18 protein-coding genes are annotated in these 24524 nt (G+C 38.5%); 9 read left to right on the top strand and 9 right to left on the bottom strand.

What is annotated here, in order from left to right:
• Window positions 1-83: 83 nt before the first annotated feature.
• The gene (locus RM347_RS07375) at window positions 84-1259 is read left to right on the top strand and encodes a sulfate ABC transporter substrate-binding protein (RefSeq protein ID WP_416211907.1); all 1176 of its coding nucleotides are present in this window, start codon (window positions 84-86) and stop codon (window positions 1257-1259) included.
• 328 nt (window positions 1260-1587) lie between these two features.
• Here RM347_RS07375 and RM347_RS07380 read toward each other — a convergent pair whose 3' ends face one another.
• Window positions 1588-2604, bottom strand: a complete 1017-nt coding sequence (locus RM347_RS07380; RefSeq protein WP_322719150.1) for a ribose-phosphate pyrophosphokinase — start codon at window positions 2602-2604, stop codon at window positions 1588-1590.
• 672 nt (window positions 2605-3276) lie between these two features.
• On the opposite strand from RM347_RS07380, the gene RM347_RS07385 reads away from it, so the two are divergent.
• The 7 genes from RM347_RS07385 to RM347_RS07415 all read left to right on the top strand — a co-directional run bounded on the left by RM347_RS07385 (window position 3277) and on the right by RM347_RS07415 (window position 12896).
• Window positions 3277-5043: a protein kinase domain-containing protein gene (locus RM347_RS07385; protein ID WP_322719151.1), complete on the top strand. Its 1767-nt coding sequence runs from the start codon at window positions 3277-3279 to the stop codon at window positions 5041-5043.
• Entirely contained in the window at window positions 5043-5732 is a 690-nt protein-coding gene (bioD, locus tag RM347_RS07390; protein ID WP_322719152.1) for a dethiobiotin synthase, read from the top strand. Before RM347_RS07385 ends, bioD begins: the two co-directional genes overlap by 1 nt.
• Window positions 5733-5886: 154 nt before the next feature.
• The gene (locus RM347_RS07395; protein WP_322719153.1) at window positions 5887-7125 is read left to right on the top strand and encodes a M20 metallopeptidase family protein; all 1239 of its coding nucleotides are present in this window, start codon (window positions 5887-5889) and stop codon (window positions 7123-7125) included.
• 549 nt (window positions 7126-7674) lie between these two features.
• The gene (locus tag RM347_RS07400) at window positions 7675-8091 is read left to right on the top strand and encodes a GtrA family protein (RefSeq protein WP_322719154.1); all 417 of its coding nucleotides are present in this window, start codon (window positions 7675-7677) and stop codon (window positions 8089-8091) included.
• A 53-nt stretch (window positions 8092-8144) separates the two neighbouring features.
• A complete protein-coding gene (locus RM347_RS07405) occupies window positions 8145-9791 on the top strand; it encodes a glycosyltransferase family 39 protein (protein ID WP_322719155.1) in 1647 nt (548 codons plus the stop codon).
• A 75-nt stretch (window positions 9792-9866) separates the two neighbouring features.
• Complete coding sequence (locus RM347_RS07410) at window positions 9867-11414, top strand: bifunctional class I SAM-dependent methyltransferase/glycosyltransferase family 2 protein (RefSeq protein WP_322719156.1); 1548 nt, start codon at window positions 9867-9869, stop codon at window positions 11412-11414.
• Window positions 11415-11813: 399 nt separating this feature from the next.
• Window positions 11814-12896, top strand: a complete 1083-nt coding sequence (locus RM347_RS07415) for a glycosyltransferase family 2 protein (RefSeq protein ID WP_322719157.1) — start codon at window positions 11814-11816, stop codon at window positions 12894-12896.
• 277 nt (window positions 12897-13173) lie between these two features.
• Here RM347_RS07415 and RM347_RS07420 read toward each other — a convergent pair whose 3' ends face one another.
• Window positions 13174-14229 carry an NAD-dependent epimerase/dehydratase family protein gene (locus RM347_RS07420; protein ID WP_322719158.1) on the bottom strand — a complete coding sequence of 352 codons (1056 nt, stop codon included), beginning with the start codon at window positions 14227-14229 and terminating at the stop codon, window positions 13174-13176.
• Between the two features lie 53 nt (window positions 14230-14282).
• Here RM347_RS07420 and RM347_RS07425 point away from each other — a divergent pair, with 53 nt between their 5' ends.
• Complete coding sequence (locus RM347_RS07425) at window positions 14283-14504, top strand: hypothetical protein (protein WP_322719159.1); 222 nt, start codon at window positions 14283-14285, stop codon at window positions 14502-14504.
• A gap of 167 nt (window positions 14505-14671) precedes the next feature.
• Here the strand turns inward: RM347_RS07425 and RM347_RS07430 are convergent, their stop codons facing one another.
• The 7 genes from RM347_RS07430 to RM347_RS07460 form a co-directional block, all read right to left on the bottom strand.
• Window positions 14672-16039, bottom strand: coding sequence for a hypothetical protein (locus tag RM347_RS07430; protein ID WP_322719160.1), 1368 nt, complete (start codon window positions 16037-16039; stop codon window positions 14672-14674).
• Between the two features lie 4 nt (window positions 16040-16043).
• Window positions 16044-17681 (bottom strand): cyclic peptide export ABC transporter, encoded by a 1638-nt coding sequence (locus RM347_RS07435; protein WP_322719161.1) that lies wholly within the window; start codon window positions 17679-17681, stop codon window positions 16044-16046.
• A 120-nt stretch (window positions 17682-17801) separates the two neighbouring features.
• Window positions 17802-19085 (bottom strand): glycosyltransferase, encoded by a 1284-nt coding sequence (locus RM347_RS07440; RefSeq protein WP_322719162.1) that lies wholly within the window; start codon window positions 19083-19085, stop codon window positions 17802-17804.
• Window positions 19086-19224: 139 nt separating this feature from the next.
• Complete coding sequence (locus RM347_RS07445; RefSeq protein ID WP_322719163.1) at window positions 19225-20229, bottom strand: NAD-dependent epimerase/dehydratase family protein; 1005 nt, start codon at window positions 20227-20229, stop codon at window positions 19225-19227.
• A gap of 433 nt (window positions 20230-20662) precedes the next feature.
• Entirely contained in the window at window positions 20663-22540 is a 1878-nt protein-coding gene (locus RM347_RS07450) for a hypothetical protein (RefSeq protein ID WP_322719251.1), read from the bottom strand.
• A gap of 67 nt (window positions 22541-22607) precedes the next feature.
• Entirely contained in the window at window positions 22608-23942 is a 1335-nt protein-coding gene (locus RM347_RS07455) for a phthiocerol/phthiodiolone dimycocerosyl transferase family protein (RefSeq protein ID WP_322719164.1), read from the bottom strand.
• Between the two features lie 180 nt (window positions 23943-24122).
• Window positions 24123-24428 (bottom strand): acyl carrier protein, encoded by a 306-nt coding sequence (locus tag RM347_RS07460; protein WP_322719165.1) that lies wholly within the window; start codon window positions 24426-24428, stop codon window positions 24123-24125.
• Window positions 24429-24524 lie beyond the last annotated feature (96 nt).

The following is a 24524-nucleotide window of genomic DNA, read 5'->3' on the forward strand; positions in this document are numbered from 1 at the left end:
TATTTATCTTTAACCACTGTTTTATAATGCCCCTTAACTACAGTATCTAACTCAAGTTACCGCAGATTCAGGGGAAAAATTTGATGAACCAGGGGCAACATACTCCTAAATCAAGGAGATATTTGACTGAATTAGTTCAGACTTATATTGTTAAAGCTTTACACGCTGCAAGACAGTGGCGCGTACAACTAATACCAAGTTGGTTGTATAAGTATTCTTCGTGGGGTGTTGCGTCCCTATTCTTGGTCGGAGTTAGCTTGAGTATCGTGATGGCTGCCTGCTCTCCAGGTAATGTCAATAATACTGGTAATGCTGGCGCAGCTTCCCAGAGTGATGTAACCCTAACCTTTGTTTCGTATTCAGTTACTAGTGCAGCATACCAGCAGATCATTCCCAAATTTATCGAACAGTGGAAGAAAGAACATAACCAAAACGTCACTTTCAATCAAAGCTATGATGGGTCAGGTTCCCAGACTCTTGCAGTGATTGACGGTAAAGAAGCTGATGTAGTACACCTGTCACTTGCCCTTGATATTAATAAACTTGTTGAGGCAGGTTTTATTCAACCGGGGTGGGAAAAAGAAGCGCCTAATGATGCAATTGTTACCAAATCTCTAGATGCAATTGCTATTCGTGAAGGTAATCCCAAAAATATCAAAACTTGGGCAGATTTGGCACGAGATGGCGTAAATGTGATTACACCTGACCCTAGAACCTCTGGTGGTGCTCGCTGGAACTTCCTTAGTCTTTGGGGTTCTGTGACAAAAACTGGCGGAAATGAAAATCAAGCAATAGACTTTACTTCCAGAGTGTATAACAATGCACCTTTGTTGCCTAAAACTGCTCGAAATGCCACTGAACTGTTCTTCAACAATAATCAAGGTGATGTTCTGCTCAACTATGAAAACGAAATGATTTCGTTAGCACAAAATGGCAAAAAAATTTCATATGTTGTGCCTGATGTCAATATCTCTATCGACAATCCTGTTGCTGTTGTAGATAAAAATGTCGATAAACATGGTACTCGCCCGATTGCAGAAGCATTTATCAAATTTCTTTACACCCCAGAGTCGCAACGAGAGTTTACCAAATTAGGATTTCGTCCCGTTGACCTGACTGTTACAAAAGAAGTGGAAAACAAATTTCCCAAAATTAAAACTATCTTCAAAGCTGAAGATTTAGGAGGATGGGACGAAATTCAAAATAAATTCTTTGATGAAGGTGCTATTTTTGACAAAATTCGAGCGAAAAAGTCTTAGAGGATGTTAGAAGGAGGCAGGAGATTCCGCTCACATGGGGATTCAACCCCACCTTCCTCGGTAGTTAGGGACTTCCAACTAAAAAAATATCCTATCGCTGTGGAGGCAGGGGGGCAGGGAGCAGGGAGCAGGGGGAGAAAGAAAAATCTTATCTGAGTAAATTTGGATAATTTATTTTCTGGAACTCCCTTATGCAGAAGTTGCGAGGGATTTAAACTTCGGGTTAAGATCCCCAATCTTAGGTCTACTTAAAAACCCACACTGTAACCGATCAAGAAGACAGTGTGGGTGATTTAAGCCTGTAACGGGAATAACAGTCTTTTATTGGCTAGCGGAACATACTACTGACTGAAGTATCTTCATGAATCCGCCAGATAGTTTCTCCTAACAGATTAGCTACTGACAGCACTACTAGTTGTGAAAAGCGATTGTTTTCTGGTATGGGAATCGTATTAGTGACAATGACTTCCTCAAACAAGCCACTAGACAACCGCTCCATCGCTGGTGGAGAGAACACTGCATGAGTTGCACAGGCGTATACCTGACGCGCTCCTTCTTCACGCAGTAATCGCGCTCCTTCCGCGATCGTGCCTCCAGTGTCGATCATGTCATCCACTAACACTGCCGTTTTACCTTTAACATCACCGATGACATTTAACACTTCTGCGACATTATGTGCCTGACGACGTTTGTCAATAATCGCCAGTGGGGCATCATTCAGTTTTTTTGCAAATGCCCTAGCTCGCGCTACACCGCCAACATCAGGGGAAACAACCACCAGGTCGGGCAGTTCTTTGCTTGCTAAATAATCCAGCAAGACTGGCGAACCGTAAACATGGTCAAAGGGGATATCGAAATAGCCTTGAATTTGAGCCGAGTGTAAATCCATTGCTAGAACGCGGTTAGCACCTGCTTCGGTGATCAGGTTAGCAACCAGCTTGGCGGTTATTGACTCTCGTCCTGCCGTTTTGCGATCGGCACGGGCATAGCCATAGTAGGGAATTACTGCCGTCACCTGTCGCGCAGAAGCCCGACGACAGGCGTCAACCATAATCAATAATTCCATCAAATGATCGTTCACGGGTTGACAACATGGCTGGATTAAATAGACATCACAACCCCGAATTGATTCTTGGATTTGAACGTAAAGTTCTCCATCCGCAAATCTTTTGCGAATCATTGGCCCCAAGTCCATGCCCAGATAACGAGCGACTTCTTGAGACAGTTGTACATTGGCAGAGCCAGAAAACAGCCGCAGGCGATGATTCTCAGTCAGTCCTGTTGCAGATGGTTGCACTTTGAAAGTTGCAGAACTGAGCACAGCAGATCCTCTATGTGCATTCATAGCAATATTATCATTAGAGATTTAATAGATTTAACCGAGAAATAGCCTAAAAAAACATCTGTGAGTTTTGTTAAAGCTTCCATACAAAATTTAAACATTTTCCCATAAAATTATCATTCGCTAACTGTCTAATTTTCTTGTCAAGCAAACTATTGATAGCTTAAGGAACATCAAGTCCGTCCACTAGGTCTATAATTCAATTTTTTTGAGTTGAGGCAAATAACCCCAATCTGTCAAAGATTGGTGTCATAGATTGCTTCTTCTAACTACCTCATTTATAACTGACAGTAAAGCATTTACAAATTAAGTGATATTGAGGTTTATTCTTAGACAAGAGAACATTTGGGACTAAGTGTTTAGGGTGTATCTTATTATATTCTATGATACTAGCAATAAATAAATAAACTGGCAGATTTAATTTTAAGTTTTAATTCACACAATAAAATTCCAGAATAGGAATATGTGAAGGAGGCAGAAGGCAGGAGGCAGGTGGTTACTGAGCGAGCGACTACGCTCAGTGACCACCTGCCTCCTTAATTTGCGTATACTCCTAACTGGGGGTATACCCATTAGGTAAGGTAGAATATCGCTGCATGTAAATGTGTTGCCTCTTGGACTTAATCTTTGTGGGTGACTTCCTCTTCAGTTGCTACTACACTCAATCAATCGATCATGCAACCACCCATTACAGTTGGCACTGTCTTGCAAAACCGTTACCGCATAATTCAAATTCTTGGACAAGGAGGATTTGGTAGAACCTATCTGGCAGAAGACCAGAGGCGCTTTAACGAACTTTGCGCGATCAAGGAATTGATTTCAACAGCAACAGAGGCTTTGGCTTGGGAGAAGGCACAAGAGCTTTTCCACCGGGAAGCTGCCATTTTATATCAAATCGAACACCCACAAGTGCCTAAATTCCGGGAAAGATTTGAGCAAGACCAACGCTTATTTTTGGTAGAGGATTATGTTGCAGGTCAGACGTACCGAACTCTGCTGACTGAACGTCAAGCTGTTGGTCAAACCTTTACAGAGGCTGAAATATTGCAGCTGATACAGTTGTTGTTACCTGTTTTAGAACATATTCACAGTCGAGGAATTATTCACCGAGATATCTCGCCAGAAAATATTATTTTGCGAGATAGTGACGCTAAACCTGTGTTGATTGACTTTGGGGTGGTAAAGGAACTGGCTACGCGTTTGCGATCGCCAGAGAGTGCAATGCCAGAAACCACCGTGGGAAAATTAGGCTACTCTCCTAGTGAACAAATGCAAACAGGGGGAGCTTACCCTAGCAGTGATTTGTATGCATTAGCGGTGAGTGCGATAGTTTTGCTGACTGGTAAAGAACCAAGGGATCTATTTGATGAAAATCAACTAACTTGGAATTGGCAGCGGTGGGTAAAATTGAGTCCGCGATTTGCCCAGGTTTTGAATCGAATGTTAAGTCATATACCGAGCGATCGCTATCAAACTGCTGCTAGTGTATCTCAAGCACTACAACCTTTAGAGCAAGTCAGTCTTCCTCCCCTGAATACATCTAACTTGCAGACAATGGCTGTTGGTCGCCGTCCTGACTTAGTACCACCACCAGCTTCGCCCAAGAAACAACCCGATCCTGTGATTCCACCAAGTTCTACTAGTTCAGTCTTGGATAATCCGTTAGCGATCGCCGCAATTGGCATTGCTGTCGTGATCGTCGCAGGATTTGGTTCTTGGGCACTAGTCAGTTCCATTCGCAGTCAGCCAAAAACACCAGATGAGGCGCTTCCACAAAATTTCCCTTCACCAGTGATTTCTGGTGGTACTACATTCACATCTACACCCACACCTACTAACGAGCAACCTGTTGTATCTAGTAAGCGCCTCAATCTGGGATCATTTAATAACACAGCCACGGTTAAAGATACTCTCAAAGCAAATCAAATAATTCGGTACACTTTTTCTGGGGAGGAAGGAGCCAAATTAACTACTTCTATTGAGCCAGGAAGCAACCTTTTGCTAACAATCTTAAGTCCCAATGGACAACCAATCGATCTAAATGCCCAGCAAGTAACAGCTTATGAAGGCATATTGCTGGTAACTGGTAGATATACTATTGAGTTAACTCTGGTTCCAGGAGTTGCCGAAAGCAATTACAAGCTCAATGTTGCATTAGAAAAACCAGTCAAACCAACACCTACAGAGACACCCTTGCCAATTCCGACAGAGACACCCTTGCCAATTCCGACAGAGACACCTTTGCCAATTCCGACAGAAACACCCTTGCCAATTCCCACAGAAACACCCTTGCCAATTCCCACAGAAACACCCTTGCCAATTCCGACAGAGACACCTTTGCCAATTCCAACAGAGACACTCTTGCCAATTCCGACCACTGGTGCAACGCCAACTTTTCCGCCGGTTGATGAAACACAACCATTTTCTGGTCAAAGAAATTAATGTTAAGCACACTACTGATTACTGGAACTGATACGGAAGCTGGTAAAACTGTTTTAACAACAGCGTTAGCAGCCTATTGGCAAAAATATTACCCGCAGCGTAGCTGGGGAATCATGAAACCGATTCAATCGGGGATTGGCGATCGCGAGTGGTATCAAAAGCTATTTGCGCTAGAACAATCCTCAGAAGAAATTACACCTTTGTACTTTCAAGCACCTCTGGCTCCTCCTATCGCAGCAGCACGGGAAAATCGCCGAGTAGATTTAGCTCTTGTGTGGCAAGCTTTATCTAAGTTGCGATCGCAACGTGATTTTGTGCTTGTAGAAGCTTTGGGAGGGTTAGGTTCGCCAATCACTGAGGAATTAACCGTAGCTGATTTGGCGGGGGAATGGCGTTTACCAACTGTATTGGTAGTGCCAGTTAGATTAGGAGCGATCGCTCAAGCAGTGGCGAATGTAGCATTAGCTAGACAATCGCGCGTCAATCTCAAAGGCATTGTGCTGAACTGCGTACAACCCCGAACGGATGCAGAAATAGCCGACTGGACACCACAGCAATTGATTCAATCACTCACCAACACGCCAGTTTTAGGCTGCTTACCCTATCTAGATAACCTGACTGATTTAGATAAGCTTGCTCAAATAGCATCAGATTTAGATTGGGAAACACTAATATTTCAGAACTATTAAATTGACATTAGGGACTAAATTCTTTACTACAAAAATGTATCACCATCAAAATTAATGCAATGAAGCACTACGTAGTTACTTAAGGCTCCTCCAAGTCACGTTAAACTGGGAAAATAATCTAAGTTAGCTGTACTTAAACTAGTTTGTCTTTATAATGGTTTCCACCTTTCCCAATTCTGCTTCTGTTGACCTATCTCGCATCCGACTAGCGATCCGTTCATTGCAACCACAACTAATAGAGTGGCGGCGGCGATTGCATCAACAACCAGAGTTGGGTTTTCAAGAAAAACTAACGGCTGAGTTTGTATCACAAAAGCTGCAAGAATGGGGAATTGAGCATAAAATTGGCATTGCTCACACTGGGATTGTTGCCACCATTAAAGGTAAAGGGCAAGATTCAGAAACAATCCAAAATCCAAAAGTTTTAGCGATTCGGGCGGATATGGACGCTTTGCCAATCCAAGAACTCAACGAAGTGCCCTACAAATCGCAGCATGATGGAGTAATGCACGCTTGTGGACATGATGGACATACTGCGATCGCATTAGGTACAGCTTATTATCTCCAGCAGCATCGCCAAGATTTCTCCGGTACAGTGAAAATTATCTTTCAGCCAGCGGAAGAATCGCCAGGAGGCGCAAAGCCGATGATTGAAGCTGGAGTCCTGAAAAATCCTGATGTTGACGCGATTATTGGTTTGCATTTGTGGAATAATTTGCCTTTAGGAACGGTGGGTGTACGGGCTGGGGCATTAATGGCAGCTGTGGAGTGCTTTAACTGCACAATTTTGGGCAAAGGTGGACATGGCGCACTACCCCATCAAACTGTTGACTCAGTTGTTGTTGCAGCCCAAATTGTCAATGCCTTGCAAACCATTGTCGCTCGAAATGTTAATCCCATTGATTCAGCAGTGGTGACAGTGGGCGAACTTCATGCTGGAACCAAGCGTAATGTGATTGCTGATACAGCGAGAATGAGTGCGACTGTCAGGTATTTTAATCCTAGTTTGAAAGGCTTTTTTAACCAGCGTGTCGAGCAGATTATTGCTGGAATTTGTCAGAGTCATGGTGCGAGTTATGACTTAGAATACTGGTCGCTTTATCCACCAGTAATTAATGATATTAAAATGGCAGAACTGGTGCGAACTGTAGCAGAAGGAGTGGTAGAAACTCCTATGGGTGTTGTTCCAGAATGCCAAACTATGGCTGCTGAAGATATGTCATTCTTTTTGCAAGAGGTTCCTGGTTGCTATTTCTTTCTGGGTTCTGCTAACCCCGCCAAAGACTTAGCATATCCCCATCATCATCCCCGGTTTGATTTTGACGAAACCGCCTTAGCAATGGGTGTGGAAATATTTGTTAGATGCGTGGAAAAGTACTTTCTTTCAACTTAAAGGGTAGGGTACTCACATCTGTTCATTGGTGTCAACTTAAGGTGAAAACCATTAAGCAAGTAGGAAAAGGTTCGATAGTCTTGGAATTTACCAGCATCTCTACGATCTTCTTCCTGATTTTTCGCGAGGTTAAAAAGGCGATCGCGGTCTACTGATAATTTGACCCTTTTGAACCAATCCATTACCCAGATATTTTTTAAGATTTGCAAGAATAATCACATCACCCTCTTTCAATCAAACCATCATACCTTCGTAGCGAATTTTTAATATTAGTTTATCAACAGAGTACCGACAACTCAAACTGTTGCATAAATGTTGTATACATATAGACGGTTATTGGTACTGGGTGTTTAACTAGTCTTAGTAATTCTTACACCAATTATATGGTTTTATACCTTCTTTAATGAAATACACAATAAATAGAAAATATTATCAAAGATACGCTTAGAAAGCTAAGTGTATTTGTGAAAATATTCATAATAAACTGTATTGCTTCTAGTTGTTTTAGTAGAATTCACAACTTGAGCTTATTTTTTGTAATATCTAACCATGCTAACTAAAATTTTGCAAAAACAAATAATTAGGTTTTTTATTTGCGGATTTTTTACGGCAGCTTTTAATATTTTAATTATAACTTTTGTCATTGAATTCTTAAATATTGAAAAACCTATATTTCGTAACATCGCTAACTTGATAACAATTGAAATATCTCTGTTATTTAGTTTCGTTGTTTACCGTAATTGGGTTTGGTCAAAAGGTAATTGGACATTACAAGAAGTTTTGTGGCGACAAATTCCTCTATACCACTTATCATGCGCCTCTATTGTAGCAACGAGAAGTTTGATTTTGTTTCCTGTATTAGATTGGTTGGGCATTAATTACTCAATTAATACCTTGCTGGGGATTTTAGTAGGTTCTATCATTAATTATTTTATGAGCAATCGGTTAGTCTTTAACGAAAAATAACAAAAACTGTATTGAGTATTGAGTTTTAAGTAATAACCAAGAGAATAATTACAATGCTTACAGACAAAAAAAATTTAATATTAAACAAATATGAGTATATAATTCCTCTATTTGCTATAGCTTCATTACTTATTTCATGCATCATTATTTCTGAAAAAAAATATTTTTGGAACGATGAGCTTTATTCATATTATTTCCTAGCTGACCGCTCTTTTAGCCACATGATGGCTGCATTCTATGACAAAATCAATAACACACCGCCTTTGTATTTCCTGCTGGGATGGCTGTGGGCTAGAGTATTTGGTTCTACAGAACTATCACTACGCTTATTTTCTTCTTTAGGAATATGTATAGCTTATGTTCTTGTTTGGGTAACTTTACGCCGCACATATCATTTTTGGCCAACTAATATTGGCAGTTTATCTATATTTTTGACTTCCGAATTGATCCTATCTCAAAATGCTGAAGCCCGAATGTACGGATTGTTCTTGGCGATTTGTGCATGGGCTTTGCTGCAATTTGATATTAATAACAGAAGTGAAAAAATCTCATGGACTATAATTATATCAAACGTTTGTATTCATGCAGCTTTAGTTAACACACATCTTTATGGTTTTTTCTACAGTGGAGCAATTATATTTGCACAAATAGTTAGAGATAGATATTTTCAGATATTACGTCCAAAAATTTATCTGTGTATTCTTTTTAGTTGGGTATCAATTATTCCATATATTCCCGCTTTCATTAACCAAGCTGATGCTGGCAAGCCCCGTGCATGGATTCCTATTCCTACTTTTGAAGATTTAATTAGTTTTCTCACTTTTTCTCGCTCGTGGTTTTCCAAGATTTTCATAGTTTTGATTTTAATAATCATTTTGGGATGGCAATTTTTAAGATACAAATCAAATAAAAGTGGAGATAATAAAGTTTCATCCAAAAATAATCAAAAATTGAAGTCAGACAAATCTCTGTTAATATTTGCCTATTCTTTTCTAGCAGTCCCTGTTCTAGTTTGGATAATTTCACAGAATATTAAACCTATCTTTTGGGATAGGTATATGATACCTAATACCCTAAGTTGGTCAATATTAATGGCTCATTTAACTTCATACGTCTTTGTAAATTCAAAATCTAATCAAAAAAGAATTTATAAAAACTCAGTTTTTTTATTAACGCTAACTACAATCTTAATTTTTACTCCCGTTGTCTATGCTCAGGTTTTACCAAAAGAACAGTTACCTGGACTTAATGATAAAAAATATGGTTATGAAGATTTGCCTATAGTCACACAATTTTCTAATAATTTTCTTACTCGCTTACACTACTCTCCCGATCGAAATAGATATTTTTTTATTTTAGATTGGCAGGCTGCTTTAGATAAAGCTAGTGGACTGTTTGGTTCACAGGAGTATAAGCATCTAGATGCTCTGAAGCGTAACTACCCTGCATTATTTAATAACCAAATTTTAAAAAGTGAGGAATTTCTAAATATGTATAGCCGTTTCTTAGTTTTAGATGATATCAATTATGACAAACAATGCCCATTAGAAGTAAAAGGTTTAGAAAAAGCTGATAAATGGGAGAATATGCATTGTCCAAGATGGGTAGAAATGAGGCTCTTAAACAATCCTGATTACAAAGTAACAGATGTTGGTGATATTGGTGCTAAAACATTATTGCTAGTAGAAAAACAAAAATAAAACCTAAAAGTTCAAATGTACAGACATTATAAATGCAAAAAAATCAACTTTACTAGATAACTAGGAGAACGGTAAATGAGTAAAAAAGTTTTAATTAAGAAACAACAGACACAATCTATTGATCGTATTCTAGGACTCCGTGAGCGGTATAGAGACCAGTACTGGCAAAAATGCGATTCGATCTATCAAAGTAGGTTGCTTTGGAGAGCACAATCTTTCCGCCACATAGTTCACCTTATTCCACATCAAACAATTTTAGAACTAGGTTGCGGTCAAGGCCTTTTTACTCAACAACTGCTTAACATTTCTCGCGGCGAAAACCCTATTACTTCAGTAACATTTACTGATAATCCCCGACCAGCAGACTTGCCCTCATCTGTAGAGTTTATCAACGCTTCTTCTATAGCAGATGCACTAGCAGGGAGGCATTTTGATTTTATCGTTGCAATGGATCTTTTAGACCAGCGCAATTCTCCTTGGTTGCTTCAAAATGTCTACGAATTACTAAATCCTGGTGGCCAAGTTATTTTTTATGAAAGTAATCCTTGGAATATAATTCTGAAACTACGCCGATTTATGTCGCAGTATTTTGGACAAAAGGATCCACGAAAACTGCTGAATCGCTCGGAACTTTATGAATTAATTTCCGAACTTGGTTTCATTAGGGTATTTGCGATATACAACGACTTTGTATACGCACCACTCACACGAAAATTGATTTGGTTACTACGAAATCTCTCAATTCTATTAGAAAATGCACCAAAGATTCAAACCTTGGCTGGCTCAATTCTAATTCATGCTCAGAAGCCTCCTCGTGTGGTTGAGCGGTCTCAAATTTCCTTATGTGAACATCAGCAGTTAAGGGGAGCTATTTCTGTTGTGATTCCTTGTCACAACGAAGAAATGAATATAGTACCTCTGATTACTCGGTTGAAGGAATTATTTGGTGAATATCTGCATGAAATTATACCTATTGATGATAATAGTCGAGACAATACTCGTGAAGTAATTCAAAGACTAGCTAATGAAGATCCAATAATTAAGCCTGTATTTCGTTCACCGCCAAACGGTGTTGGTAGAGCGATCGCAGATGGTTATCGAGTCGCTACAGGTCGCTATATTTTATCTATGGATTGTGATTTTCAGCATCTCTTACCTGAAATTCGCGATTTGTTTGATGCAGCGGCAGAAGGATACGATGTTGTTGTTGGTAGCCGTTTCTCTCGTCATAGCGTACTGCTAAATTATCCTTTTCAAAAAATATTTGTCAATCGTGGATTCCATCTCTTGGCTCAAATTTTGTTTCTACGCCATTTTCGCGATTTAACGAATAACCTGAAACTCATGCGCCGAGAAGTTGTAGAGAATCTCCAATTGACGCAGCCAGGTTTTGCCGTCAATGCCGAAACAGGGTTACAGCCACTCTTGATGGGTTACTCAATAAAAGAAGTTCCGATATCGTGGATCAATCGTACTCCAGATATGGGGGTGTCTTCATTCCGTTTGCTAAAAGTCGGGGGTGGTTATTGGCAGGTATTGCTTCGACTTTGGCTCAAAGTTGTGTTTGGTATTGGAGGTAAATTCTCCAATACTAATTTGACTCAACCGAAGCTGCATAAATAATTTTGCCGATTTAGGTTACCGTGTGAAGGCGGTAGAGTAATAGAAAATAACGGGGTAACAAGACATCTGCAAGCTTGTACCATAATGCTTTTAATCCCTTTGAACTCAACACAATTCAGGTTTGATTGATACTTTGATTGATAGTGAAAAACCTTTGATTTAGTACTAGGTTTCCTAAAAATTGCCTGAACGAGCTTGATTTTAGATCTATCAATTGAATTCAGGAGTCAATCATCTTTATTGTCAATAAACCTGCTCAAGTTTATACTTTGGCAAGTCAACAAGGCTAAAGTTCTTGTATTATAAGGCTTTAGCCTGCTTGTTATCCCGTCACTTTTCTAAATTTATATAGTTAGTGATTTTGAGAAATGTTAACTATCTTTTTAGGAAGACTATTTTATGAATGAATTTAACACATATCTTAAAGTACTTAAATATCATGATATTAAAAATATAGGAATTAGTATAGCTCATCAGCTCACATCAGGGTTAATTGAATTCAATATCCGCTCACTATCCTTGCGCTCCAAGGTCAAGCACCTCTATGGACCACACGAAATTATCTATGCTCCCGACGAACTGCTTTTAATTTCTGTTGTACGCAATGGGGAACTGTACATCAAATCATTCATGGAACATTATCTCTCTATGGGCGTTAGGCACATTGTGTTTCTAGATAATGGTTCAAACGATCGTACAGTTGAGATGCTATGTTCATACGATAGGGTAACAGTGCTTCAAACCGATGTACCATATCAAAAGTATGAGAACACAATGAAAAGATATTTAGCTGAAAGGTTCTCTAAGAACAGATGGAATCTCTGCGTTGATATTGATGAACTCTTCGATTATCCTTATTCTGCAAACCTTAGCCTACGCGATTTCCTTCAGTACCTCAATAAAAACCACTACACGGCTGTAATCGCGCAGATGCTAGATATGTTCTCAAACACACCACTAGCGGAACTAGAGAGTAGTATCAACGATTCGCTAAAAGAAAAATACCCTTATTACGATATCTCTGCAATATATAAGACAGAATATCTCTGGTCGAAACCGGGGAATGACAAAATCAAGATGCACTGGGGTGGAATACGTAAAACTCTGTTTGGCACGAATAACGGACTAACTAAAGCAGCACTCGTTATGATGGATGAAAAGGTGAAGACTTTTGTTGGTTGGCATCATGCTAAGAATGCGAGCATAGCGGACATTTCATGCGTTCTTAAACACTATCCGTTCATCAGTTCCTTCTACACAAAAGTGCAAGATGCAGTACGAACGGGAAGATACGGAATGCTTACGACTGGGGAGTATCTAGCTTACTGGAAGGGGCTAGAGCGTAATCCTAACCTTAACCTGAAGTTTGAAACGGCAAAGTGCTTATCAGGTATGGAGCCGTTAATTGATCAGGAGTTTCTTGCAGTATCTGACAAGTATAGGGAATGGGTGAATACTCACACAACATTCATCAGTTTGTAGATTATAATACTAAAACTTTTAGGATTGTAGATTTAATCATTTCCAAATATAATAGTAGCTTAGAGCTATTCTTCAAAGCTCGGAGCTACTTTTAAAATATATAAGGGTGCATCACATATTAATAATGCACCGTTCTTAAAGGGAAAAATTATGTTTTATTTAATCTTCTTTCCTTAATTAAATGAATTAAAAAGGCTTACAGTTTATTCAAATAATTACTTTATTAAGGAAAGTTGTAATTAAAAACATAAATTAAAAGTGTAAACTTCTATAGTTATCAGCTAATATTGCCCGCAAAGATTTCTTTCAAAATATCTGGAATTGTGTAGGTTATCTCCCAGCTAGGATAGTGGCTTTTGAATTTCTGAATATCACTAATCCACCAGATGTGGTCTCCAATACGATTCGATTCTACATAGCTCCAGTTCAGCTTTTTTTCAGTAATGGCTTCGCAATGTTGAATAGCTTCCAACATAGAACAATTACTAAAACGACTACCACCAATGTTATAAACTTCAGCTATTCGTGGAGCCTGATAAAAGTGGTAAAAAGCATTCACTAAATCGTAGCTGTGGATATTGTCACGAACCTGCTTACCCTTATAGCCGAAAATTTGGTAATTCTTGCCCATAATGGTACATTTCATCAAGTAAGATAAAAAGCCGTGTAGTTTAGTCCCAGAGTGACTAGGGCCAGTTAAGCATCCCCCTCGAAAACAAGCAGTTTTCATGTTGAAATAGCGACCGTATTCCTGCACCAATATATCCGCTGCAACTTTAGACGCACCAAACAACGAGTGTTTGCTATTATCAATGCTCATAGTTTCATCAACTCCCTGATAGTAGGGATGTCTCCGTTCAATTTCCCAGCGCTGTTCTTGCTCAACCAGTGGAAATAAATTGGGAGTATCTCCATAAACTTTATTGGTTGAGCAAAATATAAAGACGGCTTCTGGACAATTTTGGCGGGTATTTTCAAGTAATACTAAGGTGCCATTAGCATTGATAGTAAAGTCGGTATAAGGGGCGCTAGCTGCCCAATCATGAGAAGGTTGAGCGGCTGTATGAATAATTAGGCTAATATCCTTGTTATAAGTTTTAAAGATTTGGGAAATTGCCTCGTGATCGCGAATGTCAACGTTATAGTGTATATATTGATCACCATATTCCTGTAAAAGGCGATCGCGATTCCATTCTGTCGAGGCATCTTTACCAAAGAAAACCTGGCGCATATTGTTATCAATCCCAACAACTGTAAAGCCGCGTTCACAAAAAAATCTTACTGATTCAGAGCCAATTAATCCTGCTGATCCAGTTACTAAAATGATGGACATAGTAATCTCTGAAGTTTATTTAGTAGTAGAAAAACTGAAATATCAAATTTTTAATGTCTATGATTTTGCAGCACATTACCTGGAAAGTAGCGCAAGTATTAGACATGTGTGGAATAGGCGATAATTCAACTGAGCGGAACAAACGGAATCGCAAAAATGCTAGACATTCATCAAGTGCTGCAACAAAACCGTCTACTGAACGTCAGATGCAGATTTTAAATTACTTCTGGAGCTTAAATAGCGATCGCTTCCATAATAGATGTGGATTCGTTTGAAATTAATCCTTAAATCTGCGATCGCTATTGCTTTCTACGTAACTTAAAAACTACAAAGGTATTTAATCAAGGTTAGTATATTTACTAGTAGCCTACCTTGATTGAAACTGGTAATGGATTTTATCAATTATTTCTTGCCATAATATGTGGCAATTACTCAGCTATTTTTACCAAAAAGCTTTTGCTTTGCTACCTTGTAGTATGTCCGGATTTTCTATGCTTCTTTTTCTGATTTGCCGCGAGGTTGAAAAGGCGATCGCTAAAGTTTTTAATTTTCTAATTACTGTAGATACATTAGCTTTTTCACCTCCCATTACAAGTTTTAGAAAATCAATAGCTCTGGTGACAGTAAACCAAGGAAAGCCGTCATGCGCTATGACTTTTATGTTATGTTCACCATACAATAATTTCATTCCCTGATGGGTAGTATTCCATCTATATACTTGTTCCATCCAAGCCTTTTTTGGTGGCTTATCCATTGTCATATCTGTAATGCCGGGTGTTCTATTTGTAGCAATAACTTCTAGAAATATGTCACCTGTAAAGTCTGCATGTTTAGCTAATATCGTGGTATAAGTGTCATCACTTTTGACCCCTGGATAGCTTTCAGCAATCAATGCTAACAAGCTAATCATGACATCAGTTCTACCCACTGTACCTGCTGCTGGCTTACACCGAAAGCCATTATATTTACCATAAACAATATCCATAAACCATTGTATCGGTGGCAGTTCTTCACTGAAATTAGGTAGAAGAACTTCAATTCCATCTACCATACCTTTTTGGTAAACGGCAAACCTATTTCTTGTACCCAGAATATCTATTTGTGGCTGATTTTGCAGTTGGTTTACTATTAACTTTAAACCATTAGACTCTGACTCAATCACTGAATATTTTTGCTCAACTAAAAACTGAGATTCAGCATCAAAAGCCACTAAAATTGCGGGTGGCATCCATCCATTTTCTATACTATTCAGCAGTAATGAGCCATAAATATCTCCCAAAACTCGAATTTTACCTGCTGCATATTGCCCCTCTTTTTGATGGATTACAAATATCCTATGTCTGGATTGCTGAGGTTCAATGTTACTTAAATAATAGGGTTCGCCTTTGCACATTAGATTGCCAAATATTCTCGCTGGGATATTGTTGGCTAACTTTTCGTCAGTATATAGATGAATGACTTGGACATCTGGTAGCAAAGTAAAACGGTCGATAACAGTCGGACACTCAAAACCATTATTCAGACCGATTACTATATCAGCCATCATCCCGATTTCAGAGATTTGTTGAATGATTTGAGGGATAGTATAGGGTAAATAATTTTCGGCTCCTTTGGCAGTTGCAACTATTCCTAATATTCTGGTGCTGTCGAAAGTATTATTAGTTTTAGCCTGAATCCAAGCTCTGTAATACAGAACAGAACTTACATCTGCTTCTAAAGTTCTGTCTTGTTTTTCGCGTAATGCAAGCTTTTCCTCTCTTAAAAAATTGCTGGGGCGATCAGATGTTGCTAATAAGTTATTTAAAAACATTGCTTTACTCCTTTCCAATGTTCAAATGTTCAGTTTTAACTTGGCCGTATTCCAGCTTGACAATCCGATCTGCTAGGTAAAAATATTGGTCGTCGTGACTGATAACCAGTACAGTTTTCCCTCTATTTTTTAGCTCTGCCAGAAGTTGAGTGTAGAAAATTTCCTTAAATACCGGATCTTGATCTGATGCCCACTCATCAAACATATAGATGGGACGGTCTTCTAAATAGGCAGTAACTAAAGCAAGACGTTTGCGCTGTCCTTGAGAAAGATCAGTGGTAGAAAGCACTCCATTATTGACCTTAACTTTATGGTCAAGTTGCAATTGAACAAGGTATTTTCGAGTCTGAATATCCAGATTTTTGCTATCCAAACCAAGGAAACGATCAAAAAGATAAAAATCGGAAAATACTACAGAAAACCGCTGGCGATACCACTCTAAATTATGATTATCGATGGGCTTGCCATCTAGATAAATATTTCCTGTTTCAGGGATATAAAGCCCAGTAACTAATTTAGCCAGAGTGGACTTTCCACTACCATTACCTCCTACAATAAAAACAACTTCTCCTGGATGTAATTTCAAGTTAATAGGGCCAAGGATAAAGTTGTTTTCTTCTCGTTCCTGATAATAAGCATGGGTTATATTTACTAGCTCTAGACAGTTCCAATATTTATCTGATGTCAGTGAAATATTATCACCAATTTCGTTTGAATGATTTGCTAACGATAGGCCCAGAGACTCCACTTTTTTTAAAGCAACTAAGGCTTTAGTTATGCTAGGCATCATACTCATAATGTACTCTAGGGGTGATATCAAGTAGATAATAGTTATGGCATAAGCAGATAGAATTGCAGGTGGAATTTTATTGATATTAGGAAGAATGAATAAAAGTAAACCGATAGCAACAAAAAATAGAATTTGTCCCCAACTAGCAGCAGCAGCAAAGATGCTCATACCCACAACATTATGACGGCGGGATGATAGAGCAGTGGTATGAAAGTCTTCAGAAAGAAATGCTTGGCGTCGTCGATGATGCAGCTTGAGTTCCTTTGTGCCTTGAGTTACAGTACGAAAATGCTTAAACAATTTATCTTCCTGCTCACGAGCCAATTTTAGAAAAGACATAGCTTTCTTCATTGGTAGTGAATAGCTGAATATTCCCAGGAACATAAAGCTAATCCCTATAAGGAAGACTATTTTGGATAACCAGCCCAGATAAATCAGACAGGCAATCACAATGGCAATGTTAATGCACACAAAAGGAACAGTAATAACCGTGTTAGAGATCGTTTGAATATCTTCAGTGAGAACGGCTAAAAGACCATGAGCACCAATTTGTTCTAAGTGACGTAAGGGCGAGGCAAGAATGCGGCGGGTTAAAAGTATCCGCAAGTTGAGGATTGCTTTTTGTGAAAGTTGGATTAACAAAAATTGAGAAGTGAAATTAGCAATTAACCGTACTAAACAAAGACCGACAAAACTCCAAACCAGTATAGTTTTTGATGGCTGGTTTTGACTCAATGTCGTATTAATTAGGGCAATTAAACCAGCAGCAGTGCCGCCGCTGAAAATACCAGCTAAAATTGCAAAAAATAGGTGAAGAGAAGAAGTACGTAATAGCAGGCGGATCAGGTTCATAACGTAATTGATTAATAACCCACAGTATTCGGTCACATTAGCCAGCTATTTGGCAAATAAACATTTTGAAGACAATATCAGAAGCAATGGAATGTTACACCATAGACTGTAATTATTTGACTATCTGCTAACTATTGAACCAGCAGCTTTTACCTCCAGTTGCTTTGATGCTCCAACATGTTGGTAGAGTTTGTCTTCAAATTTTTCCATACATACCGACCAATCAAATTTCTGTATGTAGAGGCGAGCCTGTCGAGACATTTCTTCTTTGAGATCCGAATTTTCTAGAATCGCAATCACCTTCATAGCGAAATCTTTTGAGTTGTTGGGTTCAGCTAAAAAGCCGTTGCGACCAGAGAATATCTGCTCTGAAGTTGAAGGTGCAAGGGCCGCAACTACAGGGGTTCCAGAAGCCAGCGCTTCATTAGTTGTGGTACAAAAGTTTTCGGTGACGGAGGGATTGACAAATACATCTGCTCGCGCAAACCAACCCAAAAGTTCTGTGCCGTGGGACTCGCCCCAAATCGTAATACCAGATTCAAACTTTTGGGCACGCCGACGGATCTCCTTATCCTGGGGGCCACTACCAACAATCACTAGATGGACATCAGGAATTTTGGCAGCAATGAACACAAATGCATCCAGGAGTTGCTTGATATTTTTTTCTGCACTAATACGTCCGACAAACAACAGAGTGGGTCGTTGATCGTTGGGAATAGGGTCATAACAAATGTTTCGGGGATGAAATTTTTCGCAATCGACCCCTTGATAAGGGAGATATTCTGCACGCTGAGCTGTCATCAGTTTGTACTTAGTGAGTTGTTCTTGAGAAGAAAAGTAATTGACATCATAAGCCTCACTCAATTGCTTAATTAAAGTGGGAATGATCGGACGAAGAAATCTGAAAGACCAACTTCCTATGTAATATCGGATATAAGCAACGATATCAGTATGGAATATCGATATTATTGGGGTGTTTGTTCTCTTTGCATATTCGGTGCCAATGGGGCGGCCATAACCTTGCAAAAATAGTGAGTAGTAACCAATCATTTCTGGCGCTTCTTCAACCACCACAATGTCAGGCTGAAAATTTAAGAGCAACTTGGTATCACTCCAATACCGATAGTGCAATGGTTCGGGATGAAACTTGTAGAAAATCAGTGGCTTAGTTGGGTATGCATAAGAAGAAAAGTTGGAGAAAGACTGAACTTCCTCCAGCCTTAACATGGGGCGATCGCGAACTTCTTTGGGGTACAGGTCATTGACTCTAGGGTGGATCAGAAAGACTTCATGTCCCTGCTGTAATAACCAACGAACCCGCTGGTGTACTCCTATAGAAACCCCCGACATGAACGGAGCATATAATGCCGTAAAAATCGCAATGCGAAGACGTTGTTTACTCATGGTTTAACACTTGATATGTATGGATAATGGTCTAACACTTGGTATGTTTGATTAATGGTTTAACACTTGGTATGTTTGGTTAATGGTTGATATGTATGGATAATGGTCTAACACTTGGTATTGAAACTTTATAAATCACCTATGGCGACTCAATTATCTTTTGGATATCTGTTTTTTGCAGCCATTCCTGTATACGCTGCATCCCCTCTTTCAAACCAATTTTAGGTTTATAATCCAAAAGACTTTCTGCTTTAGCAATTGAATAAGCATAGGGGCGAGTGATAAAATCTATAGATTCCGGCAAAATATTGGCTTTCTTGCCAAATAATTTTTGTCCTTGGAAACGTAGTTTTATCAGAAGTTTGAGTTCATCTTTTGGTAGAGAATTGGGTGCAGGTACACCTGCTATTTCTACCAAATGAGTAAAATATTCTTTCCAAGAAGTTTCTTGTCCATCAGTGATATTAAATATTTCACCGTAGGTTTCTTTTGCGATCGCCAAAAAGATAGCATCAATCAAGTTATCTACGTATACATGATTGATGACTCCCCTGCCATCATTGGCATAGACAAATTCTTTTTGACGCATCATCAGAATGGGTCGGACTATCCAAGGAATACTTCCTGGGCCATAAACATCACCTGCTCTAATGATGATGATGCCAAAATCTGGTTTTAGTGGTAATATTGCTTCTTCAGCTTCTATTTTCGTCTGACAGTAGGGATTATTATCGCCAGACAACGGCCCAGATTCCGTGATGCGATCGCAATAGTTAAAACCATAGACCATGCCACTTGAAAGATGCACAAAGGTTTTGACACCAGCATTCTTAGCGGCTTTAGCTATATTGACAGTACCGCCAACATTTACCTCACGAAAATGGTCAATTGACCCACCTTCTTTGGCTAGTTCAGCCGTATGTGCAACTATATCTACTCCCTGACAAGCTATTTGGGCAGTAGCTGGGTTAGTAACACTACCAACAATCACCTCAACGCCCAGTTTTTGCGCTTGTTTGGCTTTATCTGAGGAACTTTGCAGCCCACGGACTTTCATTCCCTTTGCTATGGCTAACTCAGCAAACCGCAAACCGATAAACCCATTAATTTCTGTGATGAGAAGAGTTTTGTTTTCGATATTCACAGATTCAATCCACCACTGTAATGCTGGTTTGAATTTAGGTGCGTCATCTACTTCTCACATATATAGTAAGAATGTTATTAACACTGCCTAATAATTTCATCCAGTTGTGATTTATAAGCATATTATGACGATGAGATACTCAATCGCAACTGATATGCAACTCATACGCAACTTGAGAAATACTTGAGTAATTTTTTATAAAAAGCAAAAAGTCATTTGCGTAAAAATACTAGAAATAACGCTCTAGCATTTTTATGCAAATGACCTAAGCTTAATCGTGATTAGATGCTTCAGCTTTGCTGTATCGTACCCTATTCTTAAAGCTTGCTACGCGCAGCGTTTCACAGCAAAGAGAATCACCCTTTTGAATATGCTTATACAGCAATCCTAACTATTAAACAGTGATGTGATAATTAAGAGCCTCTTCGCAAATTTAGTTTCTGTATTCTTCTACTTTCGATTTGAGAGAGCCAAAATGTTTTCCACCTAATTCAATTTGCCCGTCTGCACACCCAGCTTTCAACCTTTTGACTAAATAATCCAAATCATGAGCTATAAAATTTGTGCCATGATCTGGTTCTATCAAACTAACTAAAGATATATTTCTTGCTTGTTGTTCAGCCAAGCTAGAAATACCTAGAAAGTTGAATACACCAGATTCATAGGTTCCACAAGGTACCGAAGGATTATGTACTCCAACACAGTATTCATTTGGTTTAAACCAATCAAATGCTGGATAGCCGTGAAAATGAACAATTGCTGCACCATCTTTAATTAATTCTGGTGTATACAAAGCCGCAGAAAGACTAATCGCAAGCATGACATAAATATCATAAGAAGGTTTCATATCTGCTAACTCCGAATGAATAACTTTAGGTAGTTGGAGATATAGCTTTTCTTTCAAACCAATTCTGATAATATCATCAGCGAGATTTAAATCTGTTTTATTTGACCCTGAACGAGAACTTACAAGCCAAATATCAGGTACTTGCCTAAATACATATTCTTCTAATCGTTTGATTTTGATATAGCGTCTACCTTTTTCATTTTGACGAAGTTCATTACTACTAAATCCCTTAACAGGTAATAAACTTTCCCACTGATTTTTAGTTACTTCTATATCTCCAAAATATTGTGGAGGTTCAGCATAGGCAACAAAGCCATAAGAGACACCTGTCCTGCCATTTATAATAACGCTGACAATATCTCTATGAGATTTTCTTTTAATAACTTCATCAAGCTTAAAGCCAGGAGGAAATAAGCCTGTTGATGCCAATTCCTGTCCCAATTTTACTAATTTTGCAGCATAGCTAGATTGCTGAGGATTATACTGCCCTAGTTCAAATCGACTCAGTAAAAGTGGTGCGATCGGCACAAAAACTTTAGGAATTAGTGATTTCAGGACAAATCTGTCTATCTCATTTTTGGAAAAAATAGAGTCTGAAAGATTCATATTTAATATAGAGATTTTATCAGATGATACCCCAATAACAATCTCTGAGAATGTTCTAATTAAAGTGTTTAGTCCAATATTTATTTTTTGTTTATACGGGATAGAAGGGTTGGTAAAATCAAGGTCTATTTCACTAAGGACAATTACTTGTGTCTTGCTAGGATTGTCAACATACTTAGCTGCATGATCCTCAGCCCAACTGCTCAATCGAGCCATTTTTATAACAGGGATTTTTCGACCATTTAAAACAAATTTAGAATAAAATTGATAGAGTAGCTCTGCTGCAAAGATGCCAATTTTTCTTAAAATAGAAGGGGGTATTTCTACATCAATAATTGCATTAACTTCTGATTTAACTCCTTTAAACTTGAATTTTTTGTTTTTGTTAATTATTGGGATAATTAGGTCATAGTTGAATTCTGCGATCGCTTCCTCCCAAGATAAAACTTTTACCCCATAATCTCTCAGTTTCACTTCCAATTCTTGGCGAAATTGCCGAATTTCTTGATTTTTGTAGCTCTTAGGCAAAGGCTTAAATGTAACTATCAGCTTTTGAGCCATAACTTTAGGATCGATAATTGGCGGCTTATACTCCACAGATGATTGCTCTGCAAATCCTCCAATTAGACGACCAATAGTTTGTAAGTTTAGTCCCTGACTTAAAGGGACAGACTCTAAATCAGCAGCTACATCCATCTCGTGTAGAAATGCGATAATCTCTGCTTTGCAAGCAACTATTTCTGCTTGCATTTTTAATGTGATTACTCCCTTTGGTGAACGAATTTTTAATTTGTCGTTATCAACCCATAAATGAACACCCTGTTGAGTAAGGTTTGCTACAATCTTTGATGCGTTCATAGTTTTAGAATCTCCTAATGGTTTCAAAATCTTCATTATTTAGCCTCTCAATTGAACAATAAATAGCCTAGTTGCATATTAAACTAGAGTTTAAATTCAAATTGCAAATATCACAAATATAAGACATAACATTATTGACAAGATTTTCCATAGTATCCTGACTAATTGAAGGTTGAGAAAATACAAAATTTAATAGCATTTTTCCTTCAAAAGTTGAGGCATGGATAACAAAAACACCTGCATACAAAGCATGAGAACCAGCAAAACTGATTTCTTCTAATTCAAATTCACCGTAATGTTTGGGAATATTTACTTTCCCAACATTAGAAACAGAAACAGTGGCAGCTACTTGCTTGGGGTAGATAAAACAAAAATCTATGAGATGTTTGGCAATCAAAATCATTTTAAAGAGTTGGCCGGACTTTTTACCGACTTCCAGCTTTTGTTTTACTTCACGAGCTAATTCCCAAAGGGATGTGTTTCTCTTTATGGTATGAAATCCCATAATAGAGGAGGCTAATACAGCCATGTGATCATCACTGATTTCTGGTTCCAGATGTCTTCTCAAATCAAAATATGATAGGCAGTTTACTCGGACATTTTTTCTATGATCTTTAATTATTTTTCTGCCTATTGTAAACATCAGTACAGCACACAAAGCACTATGTACTGTTGTATTTTCTTGCCGACAATGATTGACCAACTTTTGAGTTAAGTCCTGATCGAGTTGTCTTTGGATAATATTGCAACGACGCTTTGCAATGGACACATACTTTTCAAAGCCTAATGTTTGTGGTCGATTCCAGATGTGTTGCAACGCAACTTGTAACAAAAATATAATACTGTTTATCCTACCTCTGAAACCCCTAGTCCATTCGGGCATTAGTTCTTCGATGGGTGGAAGTGGAGTTAAGCTTGTAGCTAGATTAATTGGTTCGCCGGACACAATTTTATGACAACAAGTCAAGATTTCTGAGTGAAGTTGGATGGATGATAAACCATCTGCGATCGCATGATGTATTGTTGTAATTAGGTAAGTTATATGTTCCTCACCCAAAAGATGAACAAGAACCACTCGTAGCAGACCTTTGCTACTATCAATTCCCTTGTTCATCTCTTCATAAACCACTTCTTGCCACTGCTCATTATTTAACTGCCTTACAACGCGTAAAGCAATATTTGCTGTTCTTTGACTTTGAAAGCTAAGACTATTCTGAGAACGAACAATTTGAGAACTTAGACGAGGGTGACGACACTGAATCACGTCTAAAGCCTGTGTCAGAGTTTCTTCGCAGATATAGCCCTTGATACGACTAATAGTTACTATGTTCCAGGTTTTAGCACGGCTATTTAAGATTTCCATAGCTTGCTCAAGGCGTCCCAGTTTTCTGTTGTAAATCATATTTACTTTTGATTTCCTTTAACGACTGATTGTTTGCAAGCCTAGTTCTTATTGAGGTTGCCATTATTGTTCAATAAGCTGAACAACCTATTGAGTAAAGCTTGCTAAAAGCCTGGATATATTCATAGTTTCAACCTATCAAAATCTTGTTATGTAAACTCTTCAAGAACAGCTTTGGCTTCAAATCTCAAAAATCTCTGACTGCGAAGCTTTAGATTCTTCGGCTAAACGCTGGGATAGGGTTTCAATTGTGGGGTAATGCCACAATAAGATTGGAGATAGCTCAAAACCAAATAATTTCTCTGCTTTGCTAACAAGAAACATTGCCTGCGCTGACTCTAAACCGTAGCTGTCTAAAGGCTGACTTACATCTATATCCTTGGGTTCAACTCCTAATTGCTCTGCAATATGAGATACTAACCAGGCTTGAATTTCTTCTGCGGTATAAGACTGCTTTTTAGTTGTCTCAGGAATAGGCTGATTCATTTACACACCTCTGAAGTAAAAGGAATTGGATATATAGCATTCCTAAATAGGATATGAACAATCTAAAAGCCTGATGCAGTATATAAGTTTTGTTCA

Origin of the sequence: Nostoc sp. ChiQUE02, from assembly GCF_034531305.2 — a bacterium.
In the GTDB taxonomy this organism is placed as follows: Bacteria; Cyanobacteriota; Cyanobacteriia; order Cyanobacteriales; family Nostocaceae; genus Nostoc.

Bases quoted from the DNA above. Each gene is read 5' to 3' on its own strand.
- RM347_RS07450 (WP_322719251.1), bottom strand. From the start codon at position 22,540: ATGAACGCATCAAAGATTGTAGCAAACCTTACTCAACAGGGTGTTCAT.
- RM347_RS07460 (WP_322719165.1), bottom strand. From the start codon at position 24,428: ATGAATCAGCCTATTCCTGAGACAACTAAAAAGCAGTCTTATACCGCA.
- RM347_RS07425 (WP_322719159.1), top strand. From the start codon at position 14,283: ATGTCTATGATTTTGCAGCACATTACCTGGAAAGTAGCGCAAGTATTA.
- RM347_RS07410 (WP_322719156.1), top strand. From the start codon at position 9,867: ATGAGTAAAAAAGTTTTAATTAAGAAACAACAGACACAATCTATTGAT.
- RM347_RS07405 (WP_322719155.1), top strand. From the start codon at position 8,145: ATGCTTACAGACAAAAAAAATTTAATATTAAACAAATATGAGTATATA.
- RM347_RS07395 (WP_322719153.1), top strand. From the start codon at position 5,887: ATGGTTTCCACCTTTCCCAATTCTGCTTCTGTTGACCTATCTCGCATC.
- RM347_RS07420 (WP_322719158.1), bottom strand. From the start codon at position 14,229: ATGTCCATCATTTTAGTAACTGGATCAGCAGGATTAATTGGCTCTGAA.
- RM347_RS07385 (WP_322719151.1), top strand. From the start codon at position 3,277: ATGCAACCACCCATTACAGTTGGCACTGTCTTGCAAAACCGTTACCGC.
- RM347_RS07430 (WP_322719160.1), bottom strand. From the start codon at position 16,039: ATGTTTTTAAATAACTTATTAGCAACATCTGATCGCCCCAGCAATTTT.
- RM347_RS07435 (WP_322719161.1), bottom strand. From the start codon at position 17,681: ATGAACCTGATCCGCCTGCTATTACGTACTTCTTCTCTTCACCTATTT.
- RM347_RS07400 (WP_322719154.1), top strand. From the start codon at position 7,675: ATGCTAACTAAAATTTTGCAAAAACAAATAATTAGGTTTTTTATTTGC.
- RM347_RS07440 (WP_322719162.1), bottom strand. From the start codon at position 19,085: ATGAGTAAACAACGTCTTCGCATTGCGATTTTTACGGCATTATATGCT.
- RM347_RS07375 (WP_416211907.1), top strand. From the start codon at position 84: ATGAACCAGGGGCAACATACTCCTAAATCAAGGAGATATTTGACTGAA.
- bioD (WP_322719152.1), top strand. From the start codon at position 5,043: ATGTTAAGCACACTACTGATTACTGGAACTGATACGGAAGCTGGTAAA.
- RM347_RS07455 (WP_322719164.1), bottom strand. From the start codon at position 23,942: ATGATTTACAACAGAAAACTGGGACGCCTTGAGCAAGCTATGGAAATC.
- RM347_RS07415 (WP_322719157.1), top strand. From the start codon at position 11,814: ATGAATGAATTTAACACATATCTTAAAGTACTTAAATATCATGATATT.
- RM347_RS07380 (WP_322719150.1), bottom strand. From the start codon at position 2,604: ATGAATGCACATAGAGGATCTGCTGTGCTCAGTTCTGCAACTTTCAAA.